Source organism: Massilia puerhi (genome assembly GCF_009861485.1).
The window spans coordinates 85397-100598 of record NZ_WOFW01000001.1 but is presented as its reverse complement, the minus strand read 5'-3'; the positions used below and the strand labels follow the sequence as shown (position 1 = coordinate 100598).

Annotated in this window: 14 protein-coding genes; 9 read left to right on the top strand and 5 right to left on the bottom strand. The window is 66.2% G+C overall.

Annotated features, from left to right (window positions below; all coding sequences use genetic code 11):
- Positions 1 to 97 precede the first annotated feature (97 nt).
- Positions 98 to 1615 carry a BCCT family transporter gene (locus tag GNT67_RS00450; protein ID WP_159627558.1) on the top strand — a complete coding sequence of 506 codons (1518 nt, stop codon included), beginning with the start codon at positions 98 to 100 and terminating at the stop codon, positions 1613 to 1615.
- Positions 1616 to 1655: 40 nt separating this feature from the next.
- On the opposite strand, the gene GNT67_RS00445 is transcribed toward GNT67_RS00450, so the two are convergent.
- On the bottom strand, positions 1656 to 2900 hold the full coding sequence (locus GNT67_RS00445) for a DUF819 family protein (RefSeq protein WP_159627556.1): 1245 nt from the start codon (positions 2898 to 2900) through the stop codon (positions 1656 to 1658).
- A 124-nt stretch (positions 2901 to 3024) separates the two neighbouring features.
- Here GNT67_RS00445 and GNT67_RS00440 point away from each other — a divergent pair, with 124 nt between their 5' ends.
- The 6 genes from GNT67_RS00440 (at position 3025) to GNT67_RS00415 (ending at position 10248) form a co-directional block, all read left to right on the top strand.
- Positions 3025 to 3999, top strand: coding sequence for a porin (locus GNT67_RS00440; RefSeq protein ID WP_159627554.1), 975 nt, complete (start codon positions 3025 to 3027; stop codon positions 3997 to 3999).
- Positions 4000 to 4065: 66 nt separating this feature from the next.
- A complete protein-coding gene (locus GNT67_RS00435) occupies positions 4066 to 4275 on the top strand; it encodes a hypervirulence associated TUDOR domain-containing protein (RefSeq protein WP_159627552.1) in 210 nt (69 codons plus the stop codon).
- 81 nt (positions 4276 to 4356) lie between these two features.
- Positions 4357 to 5022 (top strand): response regulator, encoded by a 666-nt coding sequence (locus tag GNT67_RS00430; protein ID WP_159627550.1) that lies wholly within the window; start codon positions 4357 to 4359, stop codon positions 5020 to 5022.
- Positions 5012 to 6388: an ATP-binding protein gene (locus GNT67_RS00425; RefSeq protein WP_159627548.1), complete on the top strand. Its 1377-nt coding sequence runs from the start codon at positions 5012 to 5014 to the stop codon at positions 6386 to 6388. The genes GNT67_RS00430 and GNT67_RS00425 overlap by 11 nt, the downstream gene beginning before the upstream one ends.
- A gap of 76 nt (positions 6389 to 6464) precedes the next feature.
- Entirely contained in the window at positions 6465 to 6875 is a 411-nt protein-coding gene (locus GNT67_RS00420; RefSeq protein WP_159627546.1) for a YgiW/YdeI family stress tolerance OB fold protein, read from the top strand.
- A gap of 58 nt (positions 6876 to 6933) precedes the next feature.
- Complete coding sequence (locus tag GNT67_RS00415) at positions 6934 to 10248, top strand: DEAD/DEAH box helicase (RefSeq protein WP_159627544.1); 3315 nt, start codon at positions 6934 to 6936, stop codon at positions 10246 to 10248.
- A gap of 1 nt (position 10249) precedes the next feature.
- Here GNT67_RS00415 and GNT67_RS00410 read toward each other — a convergent pair whose 3' ends face one another.
- Positions 10250 to 10792, bottom strand: a complete 543-nt coding sequence (locus GNT67_RS00410) for a hypothetical protein (protein WP_159627542.1) — start codon at positions 10790 to 10792, stop codon at positions 10250 to 10252.
- Positions 10793 to 10828: 36 nt separating this feature from the next.
- Positions 10829 to 11734, bottom strand: a complete 906-nt coding sequence (locus tag GNT67_RS00405) for a LysR family transcriptional regulator (protein ID WP_159627540.1) — start codon at positions 11732 to 11734, stop codon at positions 10829 to 10831.
- A gap of 153 nt (positions 11735 to 11887) precedes the next feature.
- Between GNT67_RS00405 and GNT67_RS00400 the strand changes: the two genes are divergently transcribed.
- Positions 11888 to 12637 (top strand): SDR family NAD(P)-dependent oxidoreductase, encoded by a 750-nt coding sequence (locus tag GNT67_RS00400; protein ID WP_159627538.1) that lies wholly within the window; start codon positions 11888 to 11890, stop codon positions 12635 to 12637.
- Positions 12638 to 12696: 59 nt separating this feature from the next.
- On the opposite strand, the gene GNT67_RS00395 is transcribed toward GNT67_RS00400, so the two are convergent.
- Positions 12697 to 13281, bottom strand: coding sequence for a host attachment protein (locus GNT67_RS00395; RefSeq protein WP_229407864.1), 585 nt, complete (start codon positions 13279 to 13281; stop codon positions 12697 to 12699).
- Positions 13282 to 13618: 337 nt separating this feature from the next.
- Positions 13619 to 14479: a PEP-CTERM sorting domain-containing protein gene (locus tag GNT67_RS00390; protein ID WP_159627536.1), complete on the bottom strand. Its 861-nt coding sequence runs from the start codon at positions 14477 to 14479 to the stop codon at positions 13619 to 13621.
- Between the two features lie 141 nt (positions 14480 to 14620).
- Between GNT67_RS00390 and GNT67_RS00385 the strand changes: the two genes are divergently transcribed.
- Complete coding sequence (locus GNT67_RS00385; RefSeq protein WP_159627534.1) at positions 14621 to 15160, top strand: hypothetical protein; 540 nt, start codon at positions 14621 to 14623, stop codon at positions 15158 to 15160.
- The last annotated feature ends 42 nt before the right edge of the window (positions 15161 to 15202 follow it).

Here is a 15202-nt window from a genome sequence, read left to right as displayed (position 1 = left end):
ATTCCTGCTGCGCTGCAATATCTAATTAAATCACTTAAAATGATCTATTACTTGAATCACAACGACGTCTACGCGTCTTAGTTGTCACGGAGAAGACATGCAGACAGTGCTCTCGGCAGGTTTCATCCTTGCCATCGTTCTATGGGGCGTGATGTCGCCCGCCACCATGGGGTCGGTGTTCGATACCGCCCTCGCTTCGATCACCCGCAACTTCGGCTGGCTGTATCTGTGGATCGTGCTGGGGATGGTCGTGTTTGCCGTGGTGCTGGCCTTCAGCCGCTACGGCGACCTCAAGCTGGGCGACGACGACGACGAGCCCGAGTTCTCGATCGGCAGCTGGTTCTCGATGCTGTTCGCGGCCGGCATGGGCATCGGCCTGGTGTTCTTCGGCGTGGCCGAGCCGATCTCGCACTATATGGATGCGCCGCCCGGCACCGTCTCGGCCACGCCAGAGGCGGCCGGCGTGGCGATGCGCTTTACGTTCTTCCACTGGGGCGTGCACCCGTGGGCCGTGTACAGCGCGGTGGCGCTGGCGATCGCCTTCTTCCAGTACCGCAGGGGCGGCAGCGCCCTGGTCAGCAGCAGCATCAGCGCGCTGCCCTGGAAGGGCTTTGCGCGCATGTCGGGCCTGTTCAACGGACTGGCGGTGGTGGCCACGGCGTTCGGCGTGGCCGGTTCGCTGGGCGTCGGCGCGCTGCAGATCAATAGTGGCCTGAACAAGGTGTTCGGACTGCAGGTCAGCGATCCAGCCCAGATCGGCATCATCCTGGTCGCCACCGCCATGTTCCTGGCCTCGGCGATCAGCGGCGTGGGGCGCGGCGTCAAGCTGCTGTCGAACGTGAACATGATCATGGCCGGACTGCTGGCGCTGGTGGTGTTCCTGGTCGGCCCGACGGTCGCCATCATCGATACCTTCACCAGCACCCTGGGCAACTACGCGACCGAGTTCGTGCGCATGAGCCTGCGCGCCACGCCATTTCGCGACAGCACCTGGGTCGGCGCCTGGACCATCTTCTACTGGGCCTGGTGGATCTCGTGGTCGCCATTCGTCGGCCTGTTCATCGCGCGCGTCTCGCGCGGGCGCACGATCCGCGAATTCATCGTCGGCACCATGCTGGCGCCGTCGCTGGCCGCCTTCGTCTGGTTCTCGATCTTCGGCGGCACCGCGCTGCACATGGAGATCTGGCAGCACATCCCGATCTCGGACGCGGTGCGCGCCGACACCTCGACCGCGCTGTTCGCGCTGTTCGATGCGCTGCCGTTCGGGACCATCATGTCGGCCGTGGCCACCGTGCTGGTGCTGATCTTCTTCGTCACCTCGGGCGACTCGGCGGTGCTGGTGCTGGGCATGATGAGCAGCGGCGGCAATCCCGACCCGTCCAACAAGTCCAAGCTGATGTGGGGCGCCCTGGTGGCCGGCATCGCGATCAGCCTGTTGCTGGCCGGCGGCCTGAAGGCAGTGCAGACGGCGACCATCGTGTTCGCCCTGCCGTTCACGGTGGTGATCGTGCTGATGATGGTGTCGCTGTGGCGCGCCGTGGGCGAGGACTGGACGGCGCACGAAAAGCGCGAACGCGAACTGCGCCGCCGCATGCGCCAGATGGTCGAGAAATAAGGATGGAAAAGCGCGCCCCAGGACGGGGCGCGCGGACGTGTTACGTCGCCAGTGCGCGCAGCACGAGGCCGGTGATATAGGCGCAGTAGGTGCCGAGCGCGTAGCCGATCACCGCCAGCAGCACCCCTACCGGGGCCAGCGCCGGATGGAAGGCGCTGGCCACCACCGGCGCCGACGCCGCGCCGCCGATATTGGCTTGCGAGCCGACCGCCATGAAGAACAGCGGCGCCCGGATCAGCTTGGCCACCAGCAGCATCAGGCCGCCGTGCACCGCCATCCAGATCAGGCCCAGCAGGAACAACCATGGGCGGTCGAGCAGGGCGTTCAGGTCCATGTGCATGCCGATGGTGGCCACCAGGATGTACAGCATGGCCGAGCCGATGGTCGAGGCGCCAGCGCCTTCGAGCTTGCGGGCCCGCGTAAAGCTCAGCACCAGGCCGATGGTGGTGGCATACACCACGATCCAGAAGAAGCTGGACGTCAGGCTGTAGTCCTGCAGCCGCCATTCGGCCGGCAGGCTCGAGATCCAGGCCACGGTGGGGCCGGTCAGCGCATGCGACAGGCCGGTCGCACCCAGGCCCACGGCCAGCACCACCATGACGTCGGTGAGCGTGGGGATGCGCGCGTGCTCGGCCTTGTAATGCTCGATGCTGTCCTTGAGCGCGGTGATGGCCGAAACATCGGCGCCGGTCCAGCGGTCGAAGGCCTGGGCCCGGCCGGCCAGGAACAGCAGCACCGCCATCCACAGGCTGGCGACCAGCACGTCGACCGCGACGAACTGGCCGAACAGGGTCGCATCGACCTCGAACACTTCCTTCATCGCGGCCTGGTTGGCGCCGCCGCCGATCCAGGCGCCGGTGATGGTGGTCATGCCGCGCCAGGTGTCGCCGGCCACGGTCTCGGGATGGATGAAGTCCATCGCGACGAAGGACACGATGGCGCCCAGCATCACTCCCACGGTGCCAGTGAGGAACATGACGATGGCCTTGGGACCGAGGCGCAGCACGGCGCCGAAGTCGATCGCCACGCACAGCAGCACCAGCGCGGTTGGCAGCAGGTAGTCGCGCGCCATCGGATACAGGGCCGAGGCATTGCCGTCGATGATGCCGGCGGTGTTGAGCAGCGCCGGAATGAGGTAGCACAGCAGCAGCGCCGGCACATAGGTATAGAACCTGCTCCAGGCGCCGGTTTTTTGGGAAGAGGTCCAGAACACGGCGCCGAGGATGACGGCCAGCATGCCGAGCACGACGGCATCGTTGGTGACGAGCGGAGAGACAGTTTGCATCGGAGGTCCAGGTAGAGGGGTGGGTCGAGCGTCCCGCCGCCATGGCTGGACGCGGTAATTCTACCTATTAATTGATAAAAATCATGTACTTACGGCAACGGCCGTAGCAACCAGGAGGGTCGGTTTGGCATTGGTAACAAAACATCACTACTACAACTATTTTTTGGCAGCACTTGCTAGTGCAACGTTCTGTGCGGCGCCCGCGCTGGCGCAAAGCCAGGTGCAGATGTATGGCAGCCTCGACATCGGCATCAAGAAGCGTAGCGGCAGTCCGATGGGAGTCGGGCGCGGCTTTAACAACTGGCTGGGCTGGCGCGGCAGCGAACGCCTGGATGGCGGCCTGGAGGCGACCTTCGTGGCCGAGATGCGTTTCAACCTCGACGACGGCAGCCAGGAGCGGCCGAACAACCTGATGCAGGGCGAAACCACGCTGGGCCTGCGCAGCGAGGCGCTGGGCAGCGTGCGCCTGGGCCGGGCCATGACCCCGCTGTGGTGGGAGATCTGGAAATACGACCCGTGGATCAACAGCGGCGAGAACGCCTCGATGTTCGCCTACCAGACCGGCAGCTATACCAGCGACGGCGTGCGCGACCTCGAGAACGGCTACGCGAATTTCTCGCGCTTCGAGAACGCCGTGTTCTACACCAGCCCGACCGTCGGCGGCTGGCACGTGCATGCGGCGGCCGAGGCCGAGCGCGACCCGCTCGATGTGCGCCGTCCGGCCGGGGTATCGTTCAACTATGCGCAGGGCGGCGTGCTGGGGCACCTCGCGCTCGAGCGCAATGCGAACGACGACCGTATCGGCGTCGTTTCGGTGTCCTGGGAAACCGGCAAGCTGCGCCTGATGGCGTCCAGCGCGCGCCACCTGCCGCGCATCGGCGCGGCCGAAAAGGTGGCGATGGTCGCGGCCAACTACCGGGTCGGCGCCGTCACCTGGCGCACCGGCTACGGCCGCAACTTCCTGCTCGGCCACGACAAGCTGGGTGTCGGCGCGATCCACCACCTGTCGCCGCGCACCGGCCTGTATGCCGATGTGTACCGCGAGCGCGCCGTGGCCGACGCCAATGGCGCGGCGGTCGGCATCATGCACACCTTCTGAGGCGGGCGCGCCGGCTGCCTGAAGTATGGTGCAATCGGCTCCTCATCCAGCGAGCAGGAGTCGAACATGACAGGCACGTTCAAGGCGGGCGACAAGGTGGCATGGAAGTCCTCGCAAGGCACGGTCAAGGGCAAGGTCAAGAAGAAGCTGACCGCGCCCACCGACATCAAGGGCCACCACGTGGCGGCGTCGAAGGACAATCCGGAATACCTGGTGGCCAGCGACAAGACCGGGGCCGAGGCGGCCCATAAACCGGGTTCGCTCAAGAAGGCTTAAGATTCGCTTCACCTTGGCGCGGCATGCTCGGCGGCGGGTCGTTTACGCCATACTGGCGTTCCCCTGTTGCCGGACTACCGCATGCGCATCCTGTTGGTCGAAGACGATATCTCCCTTGGCGAAACCATCCAGGCCTGGCTGCGCCTGGACGAGCACGCGGTGGACTGGGTCCAGCGCGGCGACTCGGCGCAGACTGCGCTGCTGACCCACCATTACGACTGCGTCCTGCTCGACCGCGGCCTGCCCGGGCTGTCGGGCGATGCGCTGCTGGCGCAGTTGCGCCAGGCCGGCAATGGCGTGCCGGTGATTTTGATCACCGCCTTCAATGCCTTGGCCGACCGGGTCGAGGGCCTCGACCTGGGCGCCGACGACTACCTGGTCAAGCCGTTCGAGCTCGAAGAGATGTCGGCCCGCATCCGGGCCGCGGTGCGGCGCGGCGCCAACCAGGTCAGCAATGTGCTGGCGCATGGCGACATCGTACTGAACCTCGATACCAAGGGCGCGAGCCTGGCCGGGCAGGCGGTCGCGCTGACCGCGCGCGAATACAATGTGCTGTACGCGCTGCTGCTGCGCAAGAACGCGATCGTGACCCGGGCCCAGATCGAGGAAACCCTGTACGGCTGGGGCGACGAGGTGGAAAGCAATGCGATCGAGGTGTATATCCACAACCTGCGCAAGAAGTTCGGCGGCGACAGCATCGTCACCGTGCGCGGCCTGGGCTACCGGCTCAAGAACGATGGCGAATAAGGCCGGGGATGCGCCATGGTCGCTGCGGCGCCGCCTGCTGGCCGCGATCGTGGCCGCCAGCACCGTATTGTGGCTGGCCAGCCTGGGCATCGTCACCGTGATCGCCTGGCAGGAAACCAACGAGGTGTTCGACGACGCGCTCGAGGAATCGGGCTATATGATCATGGCCGCCACCACCGACTGGAACGAACGCGGCCTGCTGCCGCAGGGCGGGGCGAACGGCGCGCATGGCCGCAAGGTCGACATGCAATACCAGATCGTGGTCGACGGCCGCGTGATCGGGCGTACCGGCGACGCGCCGACCCGGCCGTATGTGTCCAACTTCGACGACGACCACGGTTTCGCCGAGGCGCTGGCCGGCGGCGAGCGCTGGCGCGTGTTCGTGGTGCGCGACGAAGCGCGCAACTTCGAGGTGCAGGTCGGCCAGCAGGTCGAGAAGCGCTTCGATATTCTCGAGGAACTGGCCGAGTCGCTGTGGCTGCCCGTGCTGGGCTTCTTGCTGCTGCTGGCGCTGGCGTGCTGGATCCTGACCGGGCGCGTGTTGAAACCGCTGCGCCGGACCGCCGCCAGCATCGCGGCCAAGACCCCGAGCGACCTGACGCTGGTCGACACCGCCGGCCAGGCGCGCGAAGTGCTGCCGATCGTGCAGGCCCTGAACGGTGTGCTGGGACGGCTCGACGCGGCCCTGCAGGCCGAGCGCCGCTTCACCGCCGACGCCGCCCACGAGCTGCGCACGCCGCTGGCGGGCCTGCACATGCACGTGCAGCTGCTGCAGCGCCAGCATCCCGCGCTGGCGTCGCCCTTCCACAAGCTGCGCCAGGACATCGCGCGCCTGACGGCGCTGGTCGACAGCCTGTTGACCCTGGCGCGCCTGGACCCGTTGGCGCGCGAACAGCTGGTGCGCCAGCCGGTGCCGCTCGCGCCCCTGTTCGAGCGCGTGGCCGCCATGCATGCGCAAGAGGCGGCCGCGCGCGGCATCGCGCTGGCGCCGCGCTGCGAGGTGAACGAGGTGCAGGCCGATCCGCAGATGCTCGAGATCGTGCTGCGCAACCTGGTCGACAATGCGCTGCGCTACTGCCCGGACGGCAGCCGGATCGAGCTCGAGGCCGTGCCGCACGCGGGCGGCGTGCGTATCGCGGTGCGCGACGACGGTCCCGGCGTCGATGCCGACAGCCGCCGGCGCCTGACCGAGCGCTTCTTCCGCGTGCTGGGGCAGGGACAGCAGGGCAGCGGACTGGGACTGTCGATCGTCCAGCGCATCGCCGACCTGCACGGCATCGCGCTCGCGTTCGGGCCGGGGATCGACGGCCGTGGCCTGGGTGTGACGCTGGATTTGCCGCCTGAAGACTTCTTAAGATCGGTTTAATGTCCGACCGTTGTAATGCGTCTGTGCCTGCCAGCGAGTGCAGGCAATTCCGACAGACCACTACCGAGGACCGACCATGAAACGCTTTTATCAATTCTCCTGCATCGCCGCACTGCTCGCCGGTTCGGCCGTCGCCGTCGCACAGAATGGCGCCACCACGACCGTGGCGCCGGCCGCCAAGCCCGCACCATCGGGTTATACCGGTCCATCGGGCGCGCCCTTGATGACGGCCAAGGACTTGCTGGCCAAGGGCAAGGACGACCAGTACGTGCGCCTGAAAGGCAAGCTGACCAGCCACAAGGGCGACGAAGACTACGAGTTCACCGATGCCAGCGGCAAGATCATGGTCGAGATCGATTCTGACCGTTTCCCGCAGGGCGTGACGGTCGACCACAACACCCTGGTCGAGCTGACCGGCGAGTTCGACAAGGAGATGTTCGGCGAATCGAAGCTCGACGTCGAGCAGATCAAGGTTGTCAGCAACTAAGCCGCGCGCTGGGCGGCGTCGGCGATAATGGCGGTTTGACCGCCACGCCGCGCCGCCCATGTACTTCGACTATGCCGACCTGACCAGCCGTTTCGACGCCGGCACCCTGCAGCGCGGAGAAGATTACGCGCGCCGGGGCAAGGTGAGGACGGCGCGCCGCGACGGCGACAAGCTCCTCGGCGAAGTCGGCGGCAGTGGCGGCGAGCTGTACCGCCAGACCATCCGTTTCAGTACCGATCGCGGCGGCATCGCCTTCCAGGGCAGTTGCAGCTGTCCGATGAGCTACAACTGCAAGCACGTGGTGGCGGTGCTGCTGGCCGACCTCGAACGGCATCGCCACGAGATGGCGCAATCGCCGGCGGCCATCGCGGCGCGTGCCGAAACCTGGCTGCAGCAAATCGCGTCGTTGTCCCAGGCGCCGCCGCTAACCGCCGCCGTCACCGAAGGCGTCTCCTTCAAGCTGGCCTGGGTGCTGGCGCCCGATGCGGCCGGCGGCGCGCCGCGCCTGCATCTGCGCCGCGCGCGCCTGCGCAGGAATGGCGACATCAGCGGCACCACGCCGATCCACGATGTGCACGCCTTGCTGCGCGCGCTGCCGGCAGCACGCGACCCCGGCGACGAAGAACTGCTGCGGCAATTCGCGGCGCTGCAGGCGGGCGGCCTGGTGGCGAGCGATGCCGAGGCATCGGGACCATTCGCCGCACGCCTGCTGATCCGCCTGTGCGCCGATGAAAGGCTGCTGCTGGCATGGTCCGACGACGACCTGCGGCGTGGCAAGCTGGTCTACCTGCGTCCCGGCCCGCAGCGCGCGGCCACGCTCGGCTGGCGCTCCTTTGTCGATGACGACGCCATCCGGCTCGACTGGTTGTCCCAGGATGGCGTTTCCCTGGTAGTCCTGCCGACCGCGCCGCCCCTGTACATCGATGACTACATGCTGGGAGAGCTGACGCTGCCAGCGTCGCTGGCGGCGCTGCCGCCGGCCACGCTCGTCAAACTGGTCGCCCAGGCGCCACGCCTGCAGCCCGAGCAGCGCGCCGGCCTGGCCGCGCGCCTGGCCGAGCTGGGCCTGGAGCACCTGGTGCCCCCGCCGCAGGCCATCGCCACCCGGCGCCGCGACGACATCGCCCCGACGCCGTGCCTGCTGCTCGACAGCATGGAAGCCGGCTGGCGCCGCGACCATGAATGGCACGACCACGCCCTGCTGTATTTCGAGTATGCCGGCCAGTCCACCCTGGATGTCGACGAACCGGTGCTGCGCTCCGTGCAGGACGGCGTGGTCCACCTCATCGAACGCGACCAGGCCGCCGAAACCGCCGCTGGCGCGGTCCTGGCCGGACTGGGCTTCCATACGCCGCCGCCTGGCTCGCCCCTGAACGACTTGCCGGGCGTGCTGACCCTGGCCGACGAAGCCGCCTGGGTCGTGTTCGCGCGGCGCGACATCCCGCGCCTGCGCGCGGCCGGCTGGCAGATCGAGATGGAAGGCGATTACCGCTTCGACCTGGCCGAGGTCGACGACTGGTACGCCGAACTCGATGAAGAAGGCGAGGGTGGCAATGCCTGGTTCTCGCTCGAACTGGGCATTGTCGTCGACGGCGAGCGTCATGCACTGTTGCCGCTGCTGGTACAGATGGTGCGCGCCGCACCGCGCACATTCGACGCGGCCGCGCTGGCCGCGCGTGCCGACGACGACGATCTGCTGGTCGAACTGACGAACTTCGAGCGCGTCGCCTTGCCGTGGGGCCGGGTCAAGCCGATCCTGGCCACCTTGGGCGAGCTATACTTCGGCGAGCGCCTGGGCGATGGTGTGCGCCTGCCGGTGATGGACGCGGCGCGCCTGGCCGAACTGGAGCGCGCCGCCCGGCTGCGCTGGCTGGGCGGCGAGCGCCTGCGCGCCTTGGGCCGCAAGCTCGATACCTTCGGCGGCATCGCGCAGGTCGCGCCGCCGGCCGGCCTGCAGGCCGCGCTGCGGCCGTACCAGCTCGGCGGCCTGGCCTGGCTGCAGTTCCTGCGCGAATACGGCTTCGGCGGCATCCTGGCCGACGACATGGGGCTCGGCAAGACGGTCCAGACCCTGGCCCACATCCTGCTCGAGAAAGAAGCCGGCCGCCTCGACGCCCCGGCGCTGGTGGTGGCGCCGACCAGCCTGATGCCCAACTGGCAGGCCGAAGCCGCGCGCTTCGCGCCGGGCCTGCGGGTGCTGCTCCTGCATGGCAAGGAGCGCGCGGCGCAGTTCGACGCCATTCCTCATGCCGACCTGGTCCTGACCACCTATGCCTTGCTGGGCCGCGACGAAGACGCGCTGCGCCGGCACCGCTACCACCTGCTGATCCTGGACGAAGCGCAGTACATCAAGAACAGCCGCACCAAGGCTTCCCAGACCGCGCGCCTGCTCGAGGTCCGCCATCGCCTGTGCCTGACCGGCACGCCGGTCCAGAATCACCTGGGCGAACTCTGGTCGCAGTTCAACTTCCTGATGCCGGGCCTGCTGGGCGACGAAAAAACCTTCAAGGCGCAGTACCGCAGGCCGATCGAGCAGGAGAACGATGCACTGCGCAAGGACTTGCTGGTGCGCCGCGTTCGCCCTTTCATGCTGCGCCGGACCAAGGACAAGGTGGCCACCGAACTGCCGCCCAAGACCGAGATCATGCTGCCGGTCGAGCTCGGCGGCGCGCAGCGCGACCTGTATGAAACGGTGCGGGTGGCGATGGACCGCAAGGTGCGCGCCGAGATCGACCGCAAGGGCCTGGCGCGCAGTCATATCGTGATCCTCGAGGCCTTGCTCAAGCTGCGCCAGGTGTGCTGCGATCCGCGCCTGGTCGAGCCGGCCAACGCGACCGGCTCGGCCAAGCTCGAGACACTGCTGGACCTGCTCGACACCTTGATGAGCGAAGGCCGCAAGGTGCTGGTGTTCTCGCAGTTCACCAGCATGCTGGCCCTGATCGGCGCCGCCCTGCGCGACCGCGACATCGACTTCGTCGAACTCACCGGCAGCACGCTCGACCGCGCCGCGCCGGTCGCCGCCTTCCAGCAGGGCCAGGTCGGCGTGTTCCTGATCAGCCTGAAGGCCGGCGGGGTGGGGCTGAACCTGACCGCGGCCGATACCGTGATCCACTACGACCCCTGGTGGAACCCGGCCAGCGAAAACCAGGCCACTGACCGCGCCTGGCGCATCGGCCAGCAGCAGCCGGTATTCGTCTACAAGCTGATCGCGCGCGGCACGCTGGAAGAAAAAATCCAGGAGATGCAACGGCGTAAAGGTGAACTGGCCAATGCGGTGCTGTCGGACGAAGGCGAGAGCGAGCTGGCCCCTGGCCTGGGGGCGGACGACTTGCGCGCCATTTTTTCGCTGGCGGCGCCGGGCAAGGACGCCTGACTCAGTCCTGCACCACGGTCACGCGCGCAAAGCGCAGGTTCTCGAACACCTTGATGCGCCCGGTCAGCGGCCACCAGTCGTACAGGAAGATCTGCGCCGGCCGCCACATCGCCACCCAGCCGATGATGGTCAGGCTTTCGCGCGCGATCCTGGCGAAGTGGCCACTGGAAAAGGTCTCGATGGCCGCCGCCAGCAGCAGGCAGCTGACCACGAAGGCCAGGCCGATCACCAGGCTGGTGCGGCCCTGGCGCAGCAGCTGCGTCAGTTCGCCGCGCACCAGTTCCACCTTGTAGCCGTAGTAGTTATGGATCGCGTCGGCGACGATGTCGCTCGCCTGTCCGACTGGCGGCAATTGCTCGACCTGGATGTTGAGGTGCAGGCGGCTGGCGGGCGGCAGCGACAGCGCCCAGTTCTCGATATACGCTTCGCAGGCGTGGTCCAGATCCTTGTTCAGGAAAGGCGCGGGGTCGAGCGAGTTGAACAGTTGCTGCAGTTCGCGTACGCGCAGGTCCAGCGTATGGGTCGGTTGTTCGTTGATGTGCATGCGGCAAGCGTAGCGCAGCGCATCCCGGGCGGCAACTTATCCACGTACACGCTGCGGAAAGCATTCCGCCAGCCAGTCGATGAACACGCGCAGCCGATGCGTCAGGTGGCGGTTTTGCGGATAGACCACGTGGAAGGGAAAGCCGGGTGGGCGCCAGTCGGCGAGGATCTCGACCAGCGTGCCGTCGCGCAGATGCTTGCCGGCGCAATAGCCGAGGGTCTGGACAATGCCAAGTCCGGCCACGGCGGCGGCAAGGTGGGCGTTGCTTTCATTGATGCCGATGCGGTGTTCGACCTTGATTTCCATGCTCTCGCCACCGCGCGCGAACCTGAACGGCAGGGCGCGGCCATTGGTGGTGAGCACATAGCTGACCAGGCGGTGACCGTTTTTCAGTTCGTCCGGATAGGCAGGCGTGCCGAACTGCCGCAAATAGGCCGGCGCCGCGCAGGTCACCATCGTGGCGTGGCCGAGGCCGCGCGCCACCAGCGAGGAATCGCCCAGCTGGCCGCCGCGGATCACGCAGTCGACGTTGTCGGCAATCAGGTCCGCGGCCCGGTCCGAGACGCCCAGTTCGATCCGGATATCGGGATAGCGCGCCAGGAATTCGGGCAGCGCCGGCAGCAGGACGTCGCTGGCGGTCGACGAGCCGATGTCCACACGCAGCTGACCGCGCGGCTTGGTCCGCGCGATATCGAAGGCCGTGTCGATTTCTTCGAGGTCGGACAGGATGCGCGCCGTCTTCTCGTAGTACTCGCGGCCCTCGGGCGTGACCGTGACGCGGCGCGTCGTGCGCTGCAGCAGCCGCGCGTCCAGGTGGGTTTCCAGTTCGCGCACCAGCTTGCTCAAGGTGGCGTTCGGCATATTCAGCGAATCGGCGGCGCGGGTAAAGCTCCCGGCCTCGACGACACGGCCAAAGGCGCGCAAGGCAAGTAGTTGGTCCATGGCGGTATTTAAAGGCGCGATTATTATCTCTGTACGTAAATAATGTATTTCATCTTTCAGGATTTATCAATAAACGGATGGGGACTACAGTGCATTCATGCCTTCGCTACCCGACAGGCAAGACTCGAACCCCCACCACTGAAAGGACTTACCATGACCACCCAACTGAACGGCAAGATCGCCCTCATCACCGGCGGCACCACCGGCATCGGCCTGGCGACGGCGCAGGAATTCGCGGCCCAGGGCGCGCGCGTCTACATCACCGGCCGGCGCCAGGCCGAGCTCGACGCGGCGGTCGCCGCCATCGGCCCGGCGGCAATCGGCATTCGCGCCGATGCGGCCAGCCTGGCCGATCTGGATACCGTGTATGCGCAGATCGCACGCGATACGGGCCGCATCGACATCCTGTTCGCCAATGCCGGCGGCGGCGACATGCTGCCGCTCGGCGCCATCACCGAAGAACACGTCGACCGCATCTTCGGCACCAATGTGCGCGGCCTGCTGTTCACCGTGCAAAAGGCCTTGCCGCTGCTGGTCGACGGCGGTTCGATCATCCTGACCGCATCGACCACCTCGGTCCAGGGCACGGCCGGTTTCAGTGTCTACAGCGCCAGCAAGGCGGCGGTGCGCAACTTCGCCCGGTCGTGGGCCATGGACCTGAAAGAGCGCGCCATCCGCGTCAATGTCATCAGCCCCGGCCCGATCCGTACGCCGGGACTGGGCGGCCTGGTCGACGATGCCAACCGCCAGGGGCTGTTCGACCACCTGGCCGCGCAAGTGCCGATGGGTCGCCTGGGCGAGCCGGAAGAAATCGGCAAGGCCGTGACCTTCCTGGCCTCGAGCGCCGCCAGCTATATCAACGGCATCGAGCTGTTCGTCGATGGCGGCATGGTCCAGGTCTGAATGGTGCTGAAAAAAAGGCCCGCCGGTAAGGGCGGGCCTGGAGCGAACAAAGCGCCTGATTACGCCGATTTTTCCTGGTGCGCGTCAAGCTGCGCGCGTAATTCCTGGCCGTTCGAATGCGTATAGTCCTTGTTGACCTCAAGCTTGATCAGCGCCTTGATCTGCGGATCGATCTTATCGCGCAGCACGCCGAGGAACTCGGGGGAGGCCGCCACGACCAGATGCTGGAAACGGCCGGCCTGGTGCGCCTGCAGCAGATAGCCCGAAATATCCTTGGCAAATTTTTGCGCCTCGTGTTCGGATGGCGTGACGGCGGGCTGGTAATCGTTGCCTGGTGCGCCGGCCGGGGCCGCATGTTCAAATCCACCGCCCTGGCCGCCGCCGATATTGTGGCCGCTATTGTGAGCCGAGCGCGGGCTCATCTTGTCGGTGACGGTGTCCAGCACGCGCTGCTGGGCGGCGGGATTGACCAGGTTGTCCACCTCTTGCAATGCTTGCCCTTTTTCGGCGTCGGAAAAAATGCGCGCACGGCCCGCATTGGCTGCGATGGTCCAGGTTGTTGGCATAGTACCCCCTGTAAAAATGGTGTGATGGTGATCGCCTGCAGCGCCGGCCCGAACGACGTTGAGCCAGAAACTCTGCATGGCGACAAGTGATGATTCAGTATAGCCCTGCATGAAAATAGCTGGCGCACCGCGTTCCATGCCGTGCGCGCCTTGCGCTGTTGAAACAAGCAGAGGATCAATTTCTCTCAGGTGTGGTGTAGCTAACCGACCGTACCGTTCGTGCGCGGCATGATGAAGTCATCATCAACAAGCATTCAAAGGGAGTTCATCATGGGTAAATATTTCTTGGGTTGGCTGCTGGGTATTCCTGCTATCGTGCTCGTTATTTTGTATTTCATCTTCGGCTAATCGATGTGCCGTGCCAACGATAAACGCCACCTCACGGTGGCGTTTGTCGTTGCGGGCGGCGTGAGCATCATGCGGCGCGACGCACCTGCTCCGGTGTGTCTTCCACGGCCAGCTGGGCCGCCGCGATCGCCTGCAGGGCTCCCGCCATGCGCGCCTCGATGCCCAGTTCGCGCGCGATGGGATCGAAGGCGCCGAGCAGGCGCGGATCGCGTCCCGTGACCTGGCCGAAGATGGTCGCCGCCTCGAGGTAGTAGCCGTGCACGCTGCCGTGATAGGCATCCGGCGCCCACAGGTTGACCTCTCCCGGCGCGAGCGCCCGATAGGGATTGGTGCACGCCACGCCGAGCGCGATCGCGCGGTTCCACGCCTGGCCAACCGGTATCACCCCGGTGATCGGGTGCGAGGCGGCGGCCGCCGCGTCGCAGGCATGGCGCACATCCAGCGCCATTCGGTCGATCTGCTCCCCATGCCAGGCGCCGCCGGCGAGCCAGGTCTGGTCGGCGCGCGACCAGGTCGCCGTCAGGCGCACATCGACCGCCGGATTCTGCCGGTGCAGGGCCTGGGCCAGCAATCCGCTGAACCGGATCAGCTTGGCGGGATTGCCGGGATCGTCTTCATCGAGCGTGCTATAGCCTTGCAATAGTACGATGTCCCACGGTTTGACGATGGTCGCATGCCGGGTGTCGTGGTGAAAATCGAGGCCCTTGCCGCCTTCGGTTTCCAGGCTCACGTCGTAACGCAGGCCGACGGCGTCGGTCATCGCCTTGAACAGCGCCGGTACGCCACCGAGACCGGTGCCATTGAGGTCGCTGACCGTGTGCGGGCGGAAGTCCTGGACCAGCGGCGCGGCGCCTGCGGGATCGCCGTAGGTGAAGCTGTTGCCGACGAAGAGAATCTTCGTTGCAGATGAAGGTTGTTGGCGGGCCATTGGAGCGCGGATGGGAAAGGAATGGCTTATCTTCCGTGCCCCTTCGGGGCTTGGCAAGCGACTTATTCAAGCAAGCAAATGCGATTCCTGTCGGGCCAGCATGCTAGTCTTGCCATTCGTCCAATAACAACCTGGAATCCAATGAACGCCATTCTTCCCGTCCTCGCCATCGCGACCCTGGTCGCCGGCTGCGCCGCCACCCCAACGCCTGTCGACTCGCGCGACCAGTTCATGGCCACCCTGCAGGGCATGTGCGGCCAGCGCTTCGAAGGCGCGCAGTCGTATGCGGCCGACCCGAACAATGAATTCGTGGGCAAGAAAATCTCGACCCAGGTCAATTGCAGCCCGACCGAGATCCGCATGCCGGTGCAGGTCGGCGAAGACCGTTCGCGTACCTGGATCTTCACCCGCCCGCAGGCCGGGCTGGAACTGCGCCACGATCACCGCCACGCCGACGGCACGCCAGACAAGGTGACGATGTATGGCGGCATGGCCAAGGAGGGCGGCAGCGCGCGTTCCCAGGCCTTCCTGGCCGATAAATACACCGCCGACCTGGTCCCCGGTGCAGAGACCAATATATGGACCGTGAGCCTCAGCGAAGACGGCAAGACCTTGACCTACCGCCTCGAGCGCCACGCCAAGCCGCGCGCCGAATTCGTGCTGCAGCGCGTGCCGGGATAAGCCGGCGCGGGCACTTGCCGGTCTGGACAGTAGCATGTTGCA

Coding starts and splice junctions, on each gene's coding strand:
- GNT67_RS00410 (WP_159627542.1), bottom strand. CDS start 10,792: ATGCACATCAACGAACAACCGACCCATACGCTGGACCTGCGCGTACGC.
- GNT67_RS00425 (WP_159627548.1), top strand. CDS start 5,012: ATGGCGAATAAGGCCGGGGATGCGCCATGGTCGCTGCGGCGCCGCCTG.
- GNT67_RS00390 (WP_159627536.1), bottom strand. CDS start 14,479: ATGGCCCGCCAACAACCTTCATCTGCAACGAAGATTCTCTTCGTCGGC.
- GNT67_RS00385 (WP_159627534.1), top strand. CDS start 14,621: ATGAACGCCATTCTTCCCGTCCTCGCCATCGCGACCCTGGTCGCCGGC.
- GNT67_RS00445 (WP_159627556.1), bottom strand. CDS start 2,900: ATGCAAACTGTCTCTCCGCTCGTCACCAACGATGCCGTCGTGCTCGGC.
- GNT67_RS00430 (WP_159627550.1), top strand. CDS start 4,357: ATGCGCATCCTGTTGGTCGAAGACGATATCTCCCTTGGCGAAACCATC.
- GNT67_RS00405 (WP_159627540.1), bottom strand. CDS start 11,734: ATGGACCAACTACTTGCCTTGCGCGCCTTTGGCCGTGTCGTCGAGGCC.
- GNT67_RS00420 (WP_159627546.1), top strand. CDS start 6,465: ATGAAACGCTTTTATCAATTCTCCTGCATCGCCGCACTGCTCGCCGGT.
- GNT67_RS00450 (WP_159627558.1), top strand. CDS start 98: ATGCAGACAGTGCTCTCGGCAGGTTTCATCCTTGCCATCGTTCTATGG.
- GNT67_RS00435 (WP_159627552.1), top strand. CDS start 4,066: ATGACAGGCACGTTCAAGGCGGGCGACAAGGTGGCATGGAAGTCCTCG.
- GNT67_RS00395 (WP_229407864.1), bottom strand. CDS start 13,281: ATGCAGAGTTTCTGGCTCAACGTCGTTCGGGCCGGCGCTGCAGGCGAT.
- GNT67_RS00415 (WP_159627544.1), top strand. CDS start 6,934: ATGTACTTCGACTATGCCGACCTGACCAGCCGTTTCGACGCCGGCACC.
- GNT67_RS00400 (WP_159627538.1), top strand. CDS start 11,888: ATGACCACCCAACTGAACGGCAAGATCGCCCTCATCACCGGCGGCACC.